The 13,283-nt window shown below is 64.9% G+C and carries 13 protein-coding genes; 4 read left to right on the top strand and 9 right to left on the bottom strand.

What is annotated here, in order from left to right; translation table 11 throughout:
* Positions 1 to 84: 84 nt before the first annotated feature.
* The 7 genes from ACYX4S_RS04125 to ACYX4S_RS04155 form a co-directional block, all read right to left on the bottom strand.
* Positions 85 to 1,260, bottom strand: coding sequence for a vWA domain-containing protein (locus tag ACYX4S_RS04125; protein ID WP_293723906.1), 1,176 nt, complete (start codon positions 1,258 to 1,260; stop codon positions 85 to 87).
* Between the two features lie 72 nt (positions 1,261 to 1,332).
* Positions 1,333 to 1,641 carry a hypothetical protein gene (locus tag ACYX4S_RS04130; RefSeq protein ID WP_476361995.1) on the bottom strand — a complete coding sequence of 103 codons (309 nt, stop codon included), beginning with the start codon at positions 1,639 to 1,641 and terminating at the stop codon, positions 1,333 to 1,335.
* 136 nt (positions 1,642 to 1,777) lie between these two features.
* Positions 1,778 to 2,854, bottom strand: coding sequence for a YcjF family protein (locus tag ACYX4S_RS04135; protein ID WP_476361996.1), 1,077 nt, complete (start codon positions 2,852 to 2,854; stop codon positions 1,778 to 1,780).
* The gene (locus ACYX4S_RS04140; protein WP_476361997.1) at positions 2,851 to 4,323 is read right to left on the bottom strand and encodes a YcjX family GTP-binding protein; all 1,473 of its coding nucleotides are present in this window, start codon (positions 4,321 to 4,323) and stop codon (positions 2,851 to 2,853) included. The genes ACYX4S_RS04135 and ACYX4S_RS04140 overlap by 4 nt, the downstream gene beginning before the upstream one ends.
* A gap of 57 nt (positions 4,324 to 4,380) precedes the next feature.
* Positions 4,381 to 4,932, bottom strand: coding sequence for a SixA phosphatase family protein (locus ACYX4S_RS04145; protein WP_476361998.1), 552 nt, complete (start codon positions 4,930 to 4,932; stop codon positions 4,381 to 4,383).
* A 339-nt stretch (positions 4,933 to 5,271) separates the two neighbouring features.
* Positions 5,272 to 5,511, bottom strand: a complete 240-nt coding sequence (locus ACYX4S_RS04150; protein WP_476361999.1) for a helix-turn-helix domain-containing protein — start codon at positions 5,509 to 5,511, stop codon at positions 5,272 to 5,274.
* 9 nt (positions 5,512 to 5,520) lie between these two features.
* Positions 5,521 to 6,084 (bottom strand): hypothetical protein, encoded by a 564-nt coding sequence (locus ACYX4S_RS04155; protein WP_476362000.1) that lies wholly within the window; start codon positions 6,082 to 6,084, stop codon positions 5,521 to 5,523.
* Between the two features lie 95 nt (positions 6,085 to 6,179).
* Here ACYX4S_RS04155 and ACYX4S_RS04160 point away from each other — a divergent pair, with 95 nt between their 5' ends.
* Positions 6,180 to 6,461: a hypothetical protein gene (locus ACYX4S_RS04160; protein ID WP_476362001.1), complete on the top strand. Its 282-nt coding sequence runs from the start codon at positions 6,180 to 6,182 to the stop codon at positions 6,459 to 6,461.
* Positions 6,462 to 6,503: 42 nt separating this feature from the next.
* On the opposite strand, the gene ACYX4S_RS04165 is transcribed toward ACYX4S_RS04160, so the two are convergent.
* On the bottom strand, positions 6,504 to 7,085 hold the full coding sequence (locus ACYX4S_RS04165; protein WP_476362002.1) for a hypothetical protein: 582 nt from the start codon (positions 7,083 to 7,085) through the stop codon (positions 6,504 to 6,506).
* 46 nt (positions 7,086 to 7,131) lie between these two features.
* The gene (locus ACYX4S_RS04170; RefSeq protein ID WP_476362003.1) at positions 7,132 to 7,977 is read right to left on the bottom strand and encodes an AAA family ATPase; all 846 of its coding nucleotides are present in this window, start codon (positions 7,975 to 7,977) and stop codon (positions 7,132 to 7,134) included.
* 280 nt (positions 7,978 to 8,257) lie between these two features.
* On the opposite strand from ACYX4S_RS04170, the gene ACYX4S_RS04175 reads away from it, so the two are divergent.
* The 3 genes from ACYX4S_RS04175 to ACYX4S_RS04185 all read left to right on the top strand — a co-directional run bounded on the left by ACYX4S_RS04175 (position 8,258) and on the right by ACYX4S_RS04185 (position 13,172).
* Positions 8,258 to 9,673, top strand: a complete 1,416-nt coding sequence (locus ACYX4S_RS04175) for a flagellar hook protein FlgE (RefSeq protein WP_476362004.1) — start codon at positions 8,258 to 8,260, stop codon at positions 9,671 to 9,673.
* Between the two features lie 75 nt (positions 9,674 to 9,748).
* Entirely contained in the window at positions 9,749 to 11,632 is a 1,884-nt protein-coding gene (gene flgK, locus ACYX4S_RS04180; protein ID WP_476362005.1) for a flagellar hook-associated protein FlgK, read from the top strand.
* Positions 11,633 to 11,636: 4 nt separating this feature from the next.
* The gene (locus ACYX4S_RS04185; protein ID WP_476362006.1) at positions 11,637 to 13,172 is read left to right on the top strand and encodes a flagellin; all 1,536 of its coding nucleotides are present in this window, start codon (positions 11,637 to 11,639) and stop codon (positions 13,170 to 13,172) included.
* The last annotated feature ends 111 nt before the right edge of the window (positions 13,173 to 13,283 follow it).

The following is a 13,283-nucleotide window of genomic DNA, read 5'->3' on the forward strand; positions in this document are numbered from 1 at the left end:
TAAACGATAATAATAAATGTATTGGTATTTATGTGTATTCCTATGGTTGTATCTAATCCTTTTGGCTAGGCTGATTTCGAGATTCTAGCGGCTCAGGTCCTTCATGGCCTCGTCGAGGCCCTCAAGCGTCATGGGATAGTGGCGCCCTTCCATGAGCGTGCGGATCATCTGGATGGAATGGGTGTAGGACCAGTGCCGCTCGGCGACGGGGTTCAGCCACACCGACTTCGGGTAATGGCTCGTCAGCCGTTCCATCCACACCGAACCGGCCTCCTCGTTCCAGTGCTCCACCGATCCGCCGGCATAGGCGATCTCGTAGGGGCTCATGGAGGCGTCACCGACGAAGATCAGCTTGTAGTCGGGGCCGTATTTGTGCAGCACGTCCCAGGTCGGGATGCGTTCCGAGTGGCGGCGGGCGTTGTTCTTCCACACGAACTCGTAAGGGCAATTGTGGAAATAGAAGTATTCCAGGACCTTGAACTCGGTGCGGGCGGCGGAGAACAGTTCCTCGCAGACGCGGATGTGATCGTCCATCGAGCCGCCGATGTCGAAGAACAGCAGAACCTTCACCGCGTTGCGCCGTTCGGGGCGCATTCGGATGTCCAGCAGGCCCTTGTGGGCGGTGGAGCGGATCGTGTCGTCGAGGTCGAGTTCCTCTGCCGCGCCCTGTCGGGCGAAACGACGCAGGCGCTTCAGGGCGACCTTGATGTTGCGGGTGCCCAGTTCGACGGTGTCGTCGAGATCGCGGAAGCTGCGCTGGTCCCAGACCTTGACCGCGCGCCGGTGCCTGCTTCGGTCCTGGCCGATACGCACGCCTTCCGGATTGTAGCCGTAGGCGCCGAAGGGTGATGTGCCGGCGGTGCCGATCCATTTCGAGCCGCCCTGGTGGCGGTCCTTCTGTTCCCTGAGGCGTTCGCGCAAGGTTTCCATGAGTTTCTCGAAGCCGCCCAGGGCCTCGATCTGGGCTTTTTCCTCCTCCGAAAGGTGTTTCTCGGCGAGCTTGCGCAGCCACTCCTCGGGGATGGATTCCGCCTCGATTGCCTCGCCCAGTTCGAGACCCTTGAAGGTCTCGCCGAACACCCGGTCGAACTTGTCGAGATTGGCCTCGTTCTTCACCAGAAGCGCGCGGGCGAGATAATAGAAATCTTCGACCTGCTTTTCGGCGAGGTCGGCCTCCAGCGCTTCCATCAGCGTCAGGTACTCGCGCAGGGAAACCGGAACGCCCGCACCGCGCAGGTTGGTCAGGAACGTAATGAACATGCCACGTTTATAGGAGAGCGCGCGGCGTCTTGCCAGCCGCTTGCCGTCGCGCGCTCGCGTTTAGACCTCGGCCTAGCCGGCGAGCTTGCCGAGAAGCGCGGAGAGGTCTGCGTCTTCCATCTTCAGCGTGACACGCTCGCCGGAGCCGGCAAGCGTCTTGAAACGGGCACCCATCAGGTTCTCGCCGATCACGTCGGCCAGAACCGATGGAGACATGTCGTTGATCTCGATATTGAAAGTGCCGCCCAATTCCTTCGGATCGATCGCCGTCGCGGAGCTTTCGCACCATTTGGTGCATTTTCCGGTGTCGTGATTGTAGATCGCGGCACATCCGTTCGGGCAGGTGATCGAGCACCCATGCCCGGCGTTGCAGGTTGCCATGACGAAATTCCTTTCTTGCAATTGCGGTAAACATGCCGAGCGCGAAAACAGGATGAAATTACCTTGCGTCAGCTTTTTGAATTTACGCCTCTGAATTGCAGGAGTCAAAATTGCTCGCCCTGAATTTCTTCCGGCCTCAAGGTGTCCTTGGCGCCTCGCGGCGCCCTTCGGCCGTCTCGATCAGGGCGCGTGCCTCGGGATCGGAGCGGAAGAGTTCTCCCATGACATCGGAAACGGCGGGGCCGCCGCCATCGACAAAGGGCGCGGGGCGGCACACGGCGATGGCGGCAATGCCGACACGGGCGGTCAAAAGGCCGTTGATGACGCCTTCGCCCAGACGGGCCGAAAGCCGTGCCGCGATTCCGTGGCCCAGCAACTGGGAGACGAGGCTGTCGCCGGCCGCCATGCCGCCCGTCATCGCCAGATGGGCCGCGACGTGGCGGGCAAGGCGGAGGAAGCCGAAAAAGCCCGGGCGTCCGCCGTAGAGGGTGGCCAGCCGGCGCATGATGCGCAGGTTTTCAAGAAGCACCACGGCGAGATCGAGCGCCGCGCGCGGAGAGACGGCCGTGACCACGGACACGCGCTTGACGCTGTCGCGCACGATGCGCACCGCGCGTGCGTCGAGCGGCGCGAGCAGCTCGCGTTCGGCAAGGCGGACGAGATCGCGCCCGTCGATGACCTCCGCGAGATGGGCCTTCAGGGCCGCACGGCCGCCGGCGGTGTCCGGGCGGTCGCCATAGAGCGCGACGAGGTCTCCCAGACCCTTGCGGGCCGTGCGTTCGTCGTCCGCTTCGGCGGCGCTTGCAAGCGTTACGCGGGTGTCGTCGATCCTGCGCAAGCGCATGAGGCCGAAGACCTCGCGCAGGACCAGTCCGAAAGCCGCCAGAACGGCCAGTGCCGCAAGCGCCACGCCGAGCCAGCCCAGCCAGTCCGTGCGCGAGAAAAGGTCGCGAATGAGCGCGTCGACCGAGATGCCCACGGCGAGTGAGGCGAGGCCACCGAGCCCGGCCATGAGCCAGCGTCCCCAGTGGATGCCACGCCGTTGCGGCAGCGCCCTAGCCTCTTGTCCGGCATCGAAGGCGTGTGCGTCGGTCTGTGGTTCGACGCTCTCCTCGACACGCGGCCCGCCACCGCCGGGCCGCACGGTGTCGAGGCGCACGGCACGAGGCGCGCGGGGCTTTCTGACGGTGTCGTCGCGGGGGCGTTCGCTCATGCGAGCCGGTCTCCGATCAGGAACTGAAGGGCACGATCAAGGCGGATGTGGGGGAGGGAGAGCGTCATGCCCTCGGCGGTCCGCTGGAGCTCTGGCGGACGGAAGCGCACGTAGCGCACGCCGGCCCCGGCTGGAGCCGCGCCGCTGGCGAACAGCCTTTCGGGATCGTCGGGAAGGTCTCCCGGAAAGAGGGCGATCTCGGTCTTTCCGTCATAGGTCTCGCCATCGACCCGCTCGCCGGCAAGCGGTGTGCCGAGGATCGCCGGCATGGCTTCGCCGTCATGGGTAAGCGTCGCCTCGCGTGTGGCGCGGATCGCGGCAAGAGCCAGCACGTCGACCTCCGCGCCGCTGTACTCGGCCCGTTCGATCGCGCGTGCGACGAGGCGGCGAAGCACCGCCTCGAGGCGGTCGTGGTCGGCGCGGTTGAGGTGGTCCGCCTTGGTCGCGGCGAAGAGGATCCGATCGATCCGGCGCACGAAAACCGAAAACAGCCGCGACACGCGGCCGGGGCGGAAGGCGGCCAGGATCTCGGCGAGCGCGGTTTCCAGGTCCGCAAGCGCCTCTGGACCGGCGTTCAGCGCGTTCAGGGCGTCGACGAGCACGATCTGCCGGTCGAGGCGGGCGAAGTGATCGCGAAAGAAGGGGCGCACCACATGCTTGCGGTAGCTCTCGTAGCGGCGCTCCATCATTGCCGCGAGCGAGCCGGCGGGCAGGGCTCCCTCGTGGGCCGACAGGTCCAGCGGCGCGAAGGTCAGCGCCGGGGAGCCTTCCAGGTCGCCGGGCATGAGAAAGCGGCCCGGCGGCAGCATGGACAGCGCGTGTTCGTCCGCCCGGCAGGCGGCAAGGAAACGCGTGTAGAGTTCGGCAAGGCGGCGTGCGTCGGCCTCCTGCGCAGGGGCAAGCGGGTCGACGGATTGCAGCTCGCGCAGATAGTCGGCGGCGATGGCATGGCGCCCGTCGGCGCGGGCCCGCCCGACCGCCTCCCCGGCGAAGGTGCGGTAGTCCTTGCCCAGAAGTGGCAGGTCGAGGAGCCATTCGCCGGGATAGTCGACGATGTCGAGGTGCAGGCGCCCGCGTCCGAGCGCGCGGTTGAAGAAGCTCGCGGACTCATAGTCGATGGTCAGGCGCAGCTCGGAGATCTGCCGCGTCGACTGGGGCCAGAGCCGTTCGTCGAGCAGGGTGGAGACATGGGCCTCGACGTCGAAACGGGGCACCTCGTCGTCGGGCTGGGGTTCGAGCCGCGCACCGGCGACGCGTCCCTGGGACGCCGCCTCGAACAGGGGCAGGCGCCCGCCGTGAACGAGATTGTGGACCAGTGCCGTGATGAAGACGGTCTTGCCGGCACGCGACAGGCCCGTCACGCCAAGGCGGACGGAGGGCGTGCCAAGGTCGCCGACGGCATCGGTCAGGTTCTCGAACGAGTGGCGAAGATCGTCGCCGAAACGCGTCAGGAAGGTGTCTTGCGTCAATGTCTTTCTCCGCACCGCCATGTGGGGAGGGGCCGTCGGGCGTGCAAGTTCGGCCCGTCAGACACTGTCGGGAAGGGCGGAAAGGCGATCGGGCGCCGGCAGGTGGCGGGGCTGGGCAAGGGCGGCCAGGCGGGCGCAGCCGGGGCGAACGTCGCGCCAGTCCCCGACGGCGAGATCCAGCACGGCGAGCGTGGCGGTCGGATACTTGCGCATGACGGCATCGAGAAGGCCGCGTTCGCTCTGGCCGGCAAGTTCCAGGACGGTGTCCTGGCAGGCGGGATTGTGGCCGACAACCATGAGGCAACGGGCGTCGCCGCCCTGGGTCTGCAGGATGTCGAGATAACCGAGGTCGCCGTCGTCATACAGCGCCTGGGGCGTGTCCGTTTCCGCCGGTGGGGGAAGGTGCGGCAACACCAGCTCGAGCGTCTGGCGGGTGCGCAGGGCGGGCGAACACAGGATCTTGTCGGGCGTGAGCCCATGGGTTGCCATATGGGCGCCGACGAGGGGCGCGGCCTTGCGTCCGCGCGCGTTCAGCGGCCGGTCGAAGTCGCGCGATGCCCCGCTGGTCCAGTCGGACTTTGCATGGCGGAGCACGAGCAATCGCAACATCTGGCTTCTCCAAGAGCGGTGGGCGTCGCGACCCGCGGCGCATGATCCTGCGGGATCTAACCACAGCCGGCGGGTCGCGTCTTGCACCTTAGGGCGTGGACCCACAAACGAGGCATGTCCGGCGTGAAAACGGTAAGGAGGTGCAAGGAGAAGCGCGCCGGGCGGGGCTTCCGCCCGGCCAAGGGCTTCGACGCCGCAGATCGAAGCCGTTTTCACGTCCCTTCGGGATTTGCCCGGCCAGGGCCGGGCAACAGCGTTGCCAGCCTTTGAAAACCGGACGGTTTCCTGCAGGCTTGCGCCTCGTATCCGACCCTGGCGAACAAACCGGACCCATCTCGCTTATGGGCCCACACCCAAGGGCGTGGCGGCGGGATCGTTTGGTCGATATTCGAGCAGGTCGCCGGGCTGGCACTCAAGAACCTCGCAGATGCGTTCGAGCGTGTCGAAGCGGACGCCCTTCACCTTGCCCGACTTGAGAAGCGAGACGTTCTGCTCGGTGATGCCGATGCGTTCGGCCAGTTCGCGTGAGCGCATCTTCCGCCGCGCCAGCATGACATCGAGATTGATGATGATCGGCATGGGGCTTCCTTACACGAACTGGCGGTTCTCGTCAGCAACACGGGCGGCCTCCTCCAGCGCCCAGCCGAGGATCACGAGCAGCATTCCCGCAATGATGGCAAGCAGGTCGCTGGATCCGAAGCCCACGGCAAGCTCGCGCATGCCCGGCGGGTTCGACCAGGTGGCGGCAACACTGGCCGCGGCGCGCGTGAGGATCGTCACGGGAGCGAGACAGGCGACGACGATGCCGATGCGCTTCAGCCGAAGACCGCTTGCAGGGACCAGGATGTCGCCTTGCGCAAAGGCCAGAAACAGCCGGCGCAGGATTTCGAGGCCGCAAAGGGTCAGTCCCAGCGGCACCGCAGCCAGAAGCAGCAGCGCGGTGCGGCTCGTGGCGTCAAGAGATCCGGTGGCCGGAGCGTTCAGGGCCTCGAGCAACAGGCCGTCGACGCCTCCGGAGCCGAAGACCGCGACCAGCACCAGAAGCACGGGCAGGCCGGCAATCATCACAAGGAGAACGCCGGCCATGATCCGGCTGAGGCGGACGATACGGGCAAGCCGCGCTGCCGAGGCGTCGGAAGGGGGAACGAGCATACGATGGCCTTTCAGGTTTTCGTTTATAAAATTATCGTTTCACAATAAAAAATGATCGTCAATAATGATGTTACTCGACGGTCGGGAGGACGCCCATGCGCGTGTTCGCGCTTCAATTGAAGCGACGTCATCACCTTGTGAAGACTGTAGGCAGCGTGTGGCCATGTGCCGCTGACGAGCGCGCGGGCCGGCTGGGAACGCTGAGCGTCCTTGTCACGGGGTGCGTTGTCGGTACGCCCGGTCCCGTTCTGGTCTCGACCTATCTGGAGGCGGCGGAGTTCGGCCGTTTCGTGCCTCTTTTGCGCGATTTCGACCAGCGGCCGGAAACGGAGAAGACGGACGGCGAGCGGCTGGAGAGTTGCCCACGACCGGAATGAGAACGGTACCGGGGGGAGGGAAGCCGCACACGCTGGCCCGGATCAGGGGCTCTTGTCGGCGAGTTGGCCCGCGAACGCCTCGACGATCGGGCCCACGGCCATTTCCTGCAGGGGCAGCGTATAGGACATCCACAAGGTGTAATCGGCATTCCTGGCCCGAAAGCGCCAGAGCGTCTCGCAGCGGGTCCCCGCGCGATCCTCGCCTGTGCGGAACGAGATGCCGTTCGCGGCGATTCCGCTCGTGGACAGGCGCTTGAAGCCGGACGCGGCGAAGCGTTCCTCGAAGGCGCGGGCCGCCTTTGCACTCGTGCCGACCGGATGGCTGCGCAGGACGGCGGAGATGCCGGTGTCACTCTGATAGACGCAGCCCGCTATCCGGTCGGGAGAGCTGGCCAGCACCTGCAGGCGGTTGAGCGCACCCATGCGGTCAGGGCAGGTGAGGCCGGTGAAATGGTGCATTCCCGCTGTGACGTTCTTCCATCCGGCGTTGGACATGCCTGGGGCACCTGAAGCGGACTGGGCCAGAACGGCCTGACCGCCGGCCATCGTGGCAAGGCACAGCACAGCCACCCGCGCGAGGCGCCGCGTGCAAGCGGCGCTGGGCGCGATAGCGGCTAGTGACATCCTCCTGCGGGCCATGGTCCCGGTCCTGACTGGTTCCAGCCTGTGCTCAGCGCCCGTCACGGCGATTGAGGAAGGCCAGTCGCTCGAAAAGATGCACGTCCTGCTCGTTCTTGAGCAGCGCGCCATGAAGCGGTGGAATCAGCTTGTTGGCATCGCGCTCGCGCAACGTGGCCGGGTCGATGTCCTCGTTGAGAAGAAGCTTCACCCAATCCAGAAGTTCCGAGGTCGAGGGCTTCTTCTTCAGGCCCGGCGTGTCCCTTACATCATAGAAGGTTTTCAACGCTTCCGACAGAAGCCTGTCCTTCAGGCCGGGGAAGTGAACCTCGACGATCTGGCGCATGGTGTCCGCGTCGGGAAAGGAGATGTAGTGAAAGAAGCAGCGACGCAGGAAGGCGTCGGGCAGCTCCTTCTCGTTATTGGAGGTGATGATCACCACGGGGCGCTGGCGGGCGCTCACCATCTCGCCGGTTTCGTAGACATGGAACTCCATCCGGTCGAGCTCCTGAAGGAGGTCGTTGGGGAACTCGATGTCCGCCTTGTCGATCTCGTCGATCAGCAGCACCGGGCGCTCGGGAGCGACGAAGGCCTCCCACAGCTTGCCCTTGCGGATGTAGTTGGCGATGTCGTGCACCCGGTCGTCGCCGAGCTGGCTGTCGCGCAGTCGGGACACCGCGTCATATTCATAGAGGCCCTGCTGCGCCTTGGTCGTCGACTTGATGTGCCATTCGATCAGCCGGGAGCCGAGAGCCTCGGCGATTTCCTGGGCGAGCACCGTCTTGCCCGTGCCCGGTTCGCCCTTGACCAGGAGCGGGCGCTCCAGCGCGATTGCCGCATTGACTGCAATGCGCAGATCCTCGGTCGCGACATAGTCCGACGTGCCCTCGAAACGCATCTATGACCCCGTGTCTGTTCAAGTCGCCGCGAACAGTATGTGGCAACCCCCAGGCGCGCAAGAGTGCTCCGTCCACGCCTTCCGGGCGGCAGTTGTTGCCGGGCCGGGGCAGGTCAATCCTGCCGCCCGGCACGCTCCTGAAGGGTGTGCTCCAGAGCCTGACGTAGATATTTCAATGGTTTGATTGATCTCTAACGTTTGGCACGAGCCTTGCGAACCACCTGGCGAGGCCGGCCCCGCGAAGTCGCCGGCGAAGGGCTACATCCGTCTGGAGGTTCACATGGGTGTTTTTGGTGCATTGAATGCGGCGGTTTCGGGCCTGACCGCGCAGGCTTACGCGCTGGAGAACATCTCCGGCAACATCGCGAACGCGTCGACGACGGGTTACAAGCGGCTCGACACGTCCTTCTCCGATCTGGTCGGTGGCGGCTCCGGCGCCCAGACCGGTCAGATCGCGGGTACGGTCTCGGCCAGTTCGCGGGCGACCAACGGCCTTCAGGGTGATCTCCAGCAGGTCGACGTCAACACCTACATGGCCATCCAGGGCTCGGGGTATTTCGTCGTTCAGGCGCGCGCCGGCGAAGTCGACGGACGTTCCATCTTCACCGGCAACGACCTCTACACGCGCCGTGGCGATTTCGAGATCGACAAGGAAGGTCGTCTGGTCAACAAGGCCGGCTACTACCTCATGGGGCAGCCGATCGATCCGGTGACGAAGAACGTGTCGGGCTCGGTGCCCGAGATCATGACGATCGACACGTCCGTGATCCCGGCTGTTCAGACCGACCGGATCAGCTATGAGGGCAACCTGCCCACGGTGCCGCAGACCAGCGCCAAGCTTGCCGGCGGTTCCGACCTTCTGGATGCGACGCTGACCAAGGCCTCCACCGGTGCGGCTCCCGATGCCGCAGCGGCCGGCGAGATCGTTGGCGTTGATGCGATCAGTGCGGATGACGAGGCGCTGTTCCTCAACTCGTCCATCGCCGGCGAGGCGATCACCGTCTACAACTCGAGCGGCACGCCCGTGAACGTTCAGATGCGCTGGGCCAAGACGTTCGAGTCCGATGGCTCGCAGAACGACACCTGGTCGCTCTACTATCTGACGGATTCCGACGCGACGGGCGCGAACCCGAAGTGGACCAAGATCTCCGACGCCCAGTTCTCCTCGTCCGGCACCACCGGCGGTCAGTTGCTCGTGCCGAACAACGACCAGATGACCATCACGGGTCTTTCCGTGGACGGTGAAGCGGTTGGCGACACGACGCTGGACTTCGGCACCTCCGCGCTGACCCAGTACTCGGACAGCAACGGCGCGGCCAAGATCTCCAAGCTCACCCAGAACGGTTATCCCTCGGGTGATCTCGCCGGCGTGACCGTGTCCGAGGCCGGTCGTCTCGTGGCCACCTACTCCAACGGCCGGACACGCGAGCTTTACGAGATCGCCATGGTCTCCTTCTCGGGCGAGTCCTGGCTGGAGCGCAAGGACGGCGGTGCCTTCGAGGTGACGCCGGAATCCGGTGAGCCGATCGCGGGCGCGACGGGCAAGATCGTGGGCAAGCGGCTGGAGGCGTCGAACGCCGACATCGCCGACCAGTTCTCGCAGCTGATCGTCACCCAGCAGGCGTATTCCGCAAACACGAAGATCGTCACTTCGAGCGATCAGATGCTGCAGGAAGCAATCAGCATGATCCGCTGATCGAACGTGAACTGATGCCGCCCGGCCGCGCGAGGCCGGGCGGCCTGGCACAAGACAACAGGGTCGGATGCGGCGATGGGACTGGGTAGCGCACTCAATACGGCATTGCTCGGGCTGGGATTCAACCAGCGCCAGCTCGACGTAACGGCGGCCAATCTCGCCAATTCCGATACGGTTGGCTACACGCGCAAGTCGATTTCGGCTTCGGCCACCTACGATGGCAACGGCCGTATCACGGGCGTCGACACGAACAGCATGAGCCGTTTCCTGGACCTCGCCGTCCAGGGGCAGTATCGAACGTCCCTTGCCCAGCAGAGCTATGCGAGCGTCGCGCAGGAGTATACCGCGCGGCTCGACAGCATTTTCGGCACGATCGAGGATTCGGGCTCGATCGCGAGCGGCGTGAACAATTTCATCGCCTCCATGTCCAATCTCGCCTCCGGACCCGAGGATGAGAGCTATCGCCTGGAGGTCCTGCGCACGGCGCAGACACTCGCCAACACGCTCAACTCCATGTCCTCCGACATCCAGAACATGCGGCAGACGGTGGAGTCGACGATTGGCGAGCAGGTGAACAGGGTCAATGATCTGCTTTCCAGCATCAAGGAAATCGACCGCCAGATCGTGGCCGCCAGCCAGGACGGCGATCAGCCCGTCGGCCTGATGGACCAGCGCGACGTGATGCTGGAAGAGCTGTCCACCTACATGGACATCGAGGTCAAGCCGACCGAGCAGGGCGGCGTGCGCATCCACACGAGTGGTGGCACGATGCTCTACGACGTCGATGTGATGAAGCTGAAGTTCGACGGCCGTGGCAATATCAACGCCAATACGACCTACGACATCAACAGTGCCGACCGGGGGGTCGGCACACTCGTGCTGGAAAACGCAGAAGGCAGCCAGATCGACCTGCTTTCGACACGTTCGCTCAAGAGCGGCTCGTTGCTCGGGCTGGTCAACATGCGCGACCAGATCCTGCCCGATGCCCAGGCACAGCTCGATGAGCTCGCCGCCTCCATGGCGCGGGCGTTCTCCACCCATGAGCAGGAAGGCACGCCTTATCCGGCCACCGGCACCCAGACCGGTTTCGAGCTGGATCTCGCCAACATGCAGCCGGGCGACAGCCTGACCTTCGACGTCAAGGACGTCGCCACGGGGCGCACCAAGTCGGTCACCGTCTACCGCAGTGACGGGACGGAAGACCCGGCGCTGACGGCGACCCGTGACCCGGACGACATCTTCCTTGCGGTGGACTTCTCCTCGGGCAACAGCGCCACCATCGCGGCGAACATCCAGGCAGCGGTCGATGGCGATAGCCGTTTGGGGCCGGGCCTCCTGAATTTTTCCAATCCGGCCGGTTCGACGCTGCGCATGGAGAGCACGAACCCGGCCGCAACGCGGATGGTTTCGGCCAGCGCACACGAGACGGTGACGGATTCGTCGTCCCATTCGGATGCTTTCGCCCTCTTTACCGACGATGACGGCTCCACCTACACCGGCATGAACGACGGTCGGCCGAACGTGACCGGCTTTGCCTCGCGCATCCGTGTCTCGCAGGAGCTGCTCGACAATCCCTCGCTGCTCGTCGAGTATACGCCCGATGTCGCCAATGGCGATCCGGCGCGCCCGCAGGCGATCCTCGACCGGCTGCAGAAGGCGGAGGTGGCCGTCTCGCCGGCAACGCGGATCGGCGGCAACAACTCGATCTTCAAGGGCACGATCTCCGAACTCGTCACGGCGAGCGTCTCGCACCAGTCGGGCAAGGCCGCTCAAGCCAAGGCGGCCGCGACCGGACAGGACGTGGTGACCTCCAACCTCAAGTCACGTCTGGACGACTCCTCCAAGGTGAACGTCGACCAGGAACTGGCCCAGCTCGTGACCCTGCAGAACGCCTATGCGGCCAATGCCCGCGTGATGCAGGTCGTCCGCGAGCTCTACGATATTCTGATGCGGAGCTAAGACCATGGCCATCAACGCCTACGGCGGCCTTCTCCCGCCCAAGCAGGTCAGCTACCTGACCAACCTGCGCTCGCAGATGAGCACGCTGCAGCAGCAATTGGGGACGGGCAAGGTTTCCACCACCTATGGCGGCCTTGGCTCCGAGCGGGTGCTCGATCTCTCCCTCAAGCAGCAGCTCTCGCAGATCGGTGTGTTCAAGCAGACCATCGACATCGCGAGCTTGCGGCTCGACACCCTCGACAAGACCAGCGAGCGCCTCGAGGCGATCCGCATCGAGGCGAAGGCATCCACCGACCAGAACAATTTCGAGCTGTTCAGCAACGGGCGGACATCGTCGCAGACGTCAGCCGAAGTGTCGCTGCGCGAGTTCATGGCGCATCTGAACACGGATGTGGGCGGGCGCTACATCTTCTCCGGCAAGACCGCCGATACGCTGCCGGTGGAAAGCCTCGACTACATCATGGAAGGCGACGGCAACTTCGCCGGCCTGAAGACCGTGATCAACGAATACAATCAGGCGGACCTCGGCGCGCTCGGCAACGGACGCACGACGACGGCGCTGGCCGGCACGCAGGTCACCCTGGCTGAAGACGGCGCACATCCGTTCGGCTTCAAGATCGACAGCTTCGCTTCGGGCATCACCAATGCGAATGTGACGCAGACGGCCGGTCCTCCCGCGTCACTGGCCGTGGACTTCACCGGCCAGCCGGAGCCCGGCGAGGCGATCCGCGTGTTCATGAACCTTCCGGACGGCACCCAGACCGAAGTAAAGATCGCGGTTGCGGGCACCGAGACCGATGCGGAGTTCACCTTCCCGCGCGGGGCCACCGTCGCGGACACGGCCGCCAATTTCCAGACGGCCCTCGATCAGGCGATGACCGAGGCCGCGAACACCGATCTGAAGGCGGCCTCGACCATGCGCGCGACCGAGGCGGTGTTCGACACGGCGCCCAAGTCTCCCGCGCCTCCGGGCTATCAGCCGCTTGCGCGGGTGGTGCCGAGCGCCGGTCCTCCGGTCGACTTCACCACCGCGACCGGCTTGCGTGACGGAACGGCGGACACGGTTGCCTGGTATGCGGGTGACAATGGTCCCGGCAACCCGCGTCAGGACACCCGCTCCAAGGTCGACGAGAACCTGACCGTGAACTATGGGGCGCGGGCCAACGAGGACGGCTACCGCTCTGTCGTGCAGTCACTGGCGGCGTTCGTTGCCTCCGACTTCAGCGAGGCGAACCCGGACAACCAGGCCTTCTACAAGGCGATGGCGGAGCGTTCCTACAACGAGCTGACGCCCGAAGGTGCCGATGCCTCGGGCATCCGGTCCAATCACATGGAGTTCGCGGCCGCGCAGCGCGCCGTCGTGGACGCGGAAAGCCGCTTCCAGGTGGAAGAGAGCATGCTGAAAGGCACGGTCGAGGAGATCGAGGGCATCAACAAGGAGGAGGTGGCGATGAAGTTCCTGTCGCTCCGGACCTCCCTGGAAATCAGCTACCAGGCCACCAGCATCTCGCTGGGGCTGACACTGTCCAACTACCTGTAGATGCCTCCAGGAGCCCTGAGGGCTCCAAACAGCGACGACGCGCTCCGCGGCTCCGGGCTTTCCCGGGGCCGTTTTGCGTTTCAGGGGCGGCATACAGGGGAGGGGGAACTG

The sequence above is a fragment of the Stappia sp. ABD4_338 genome, assembly GCF_056312175.1.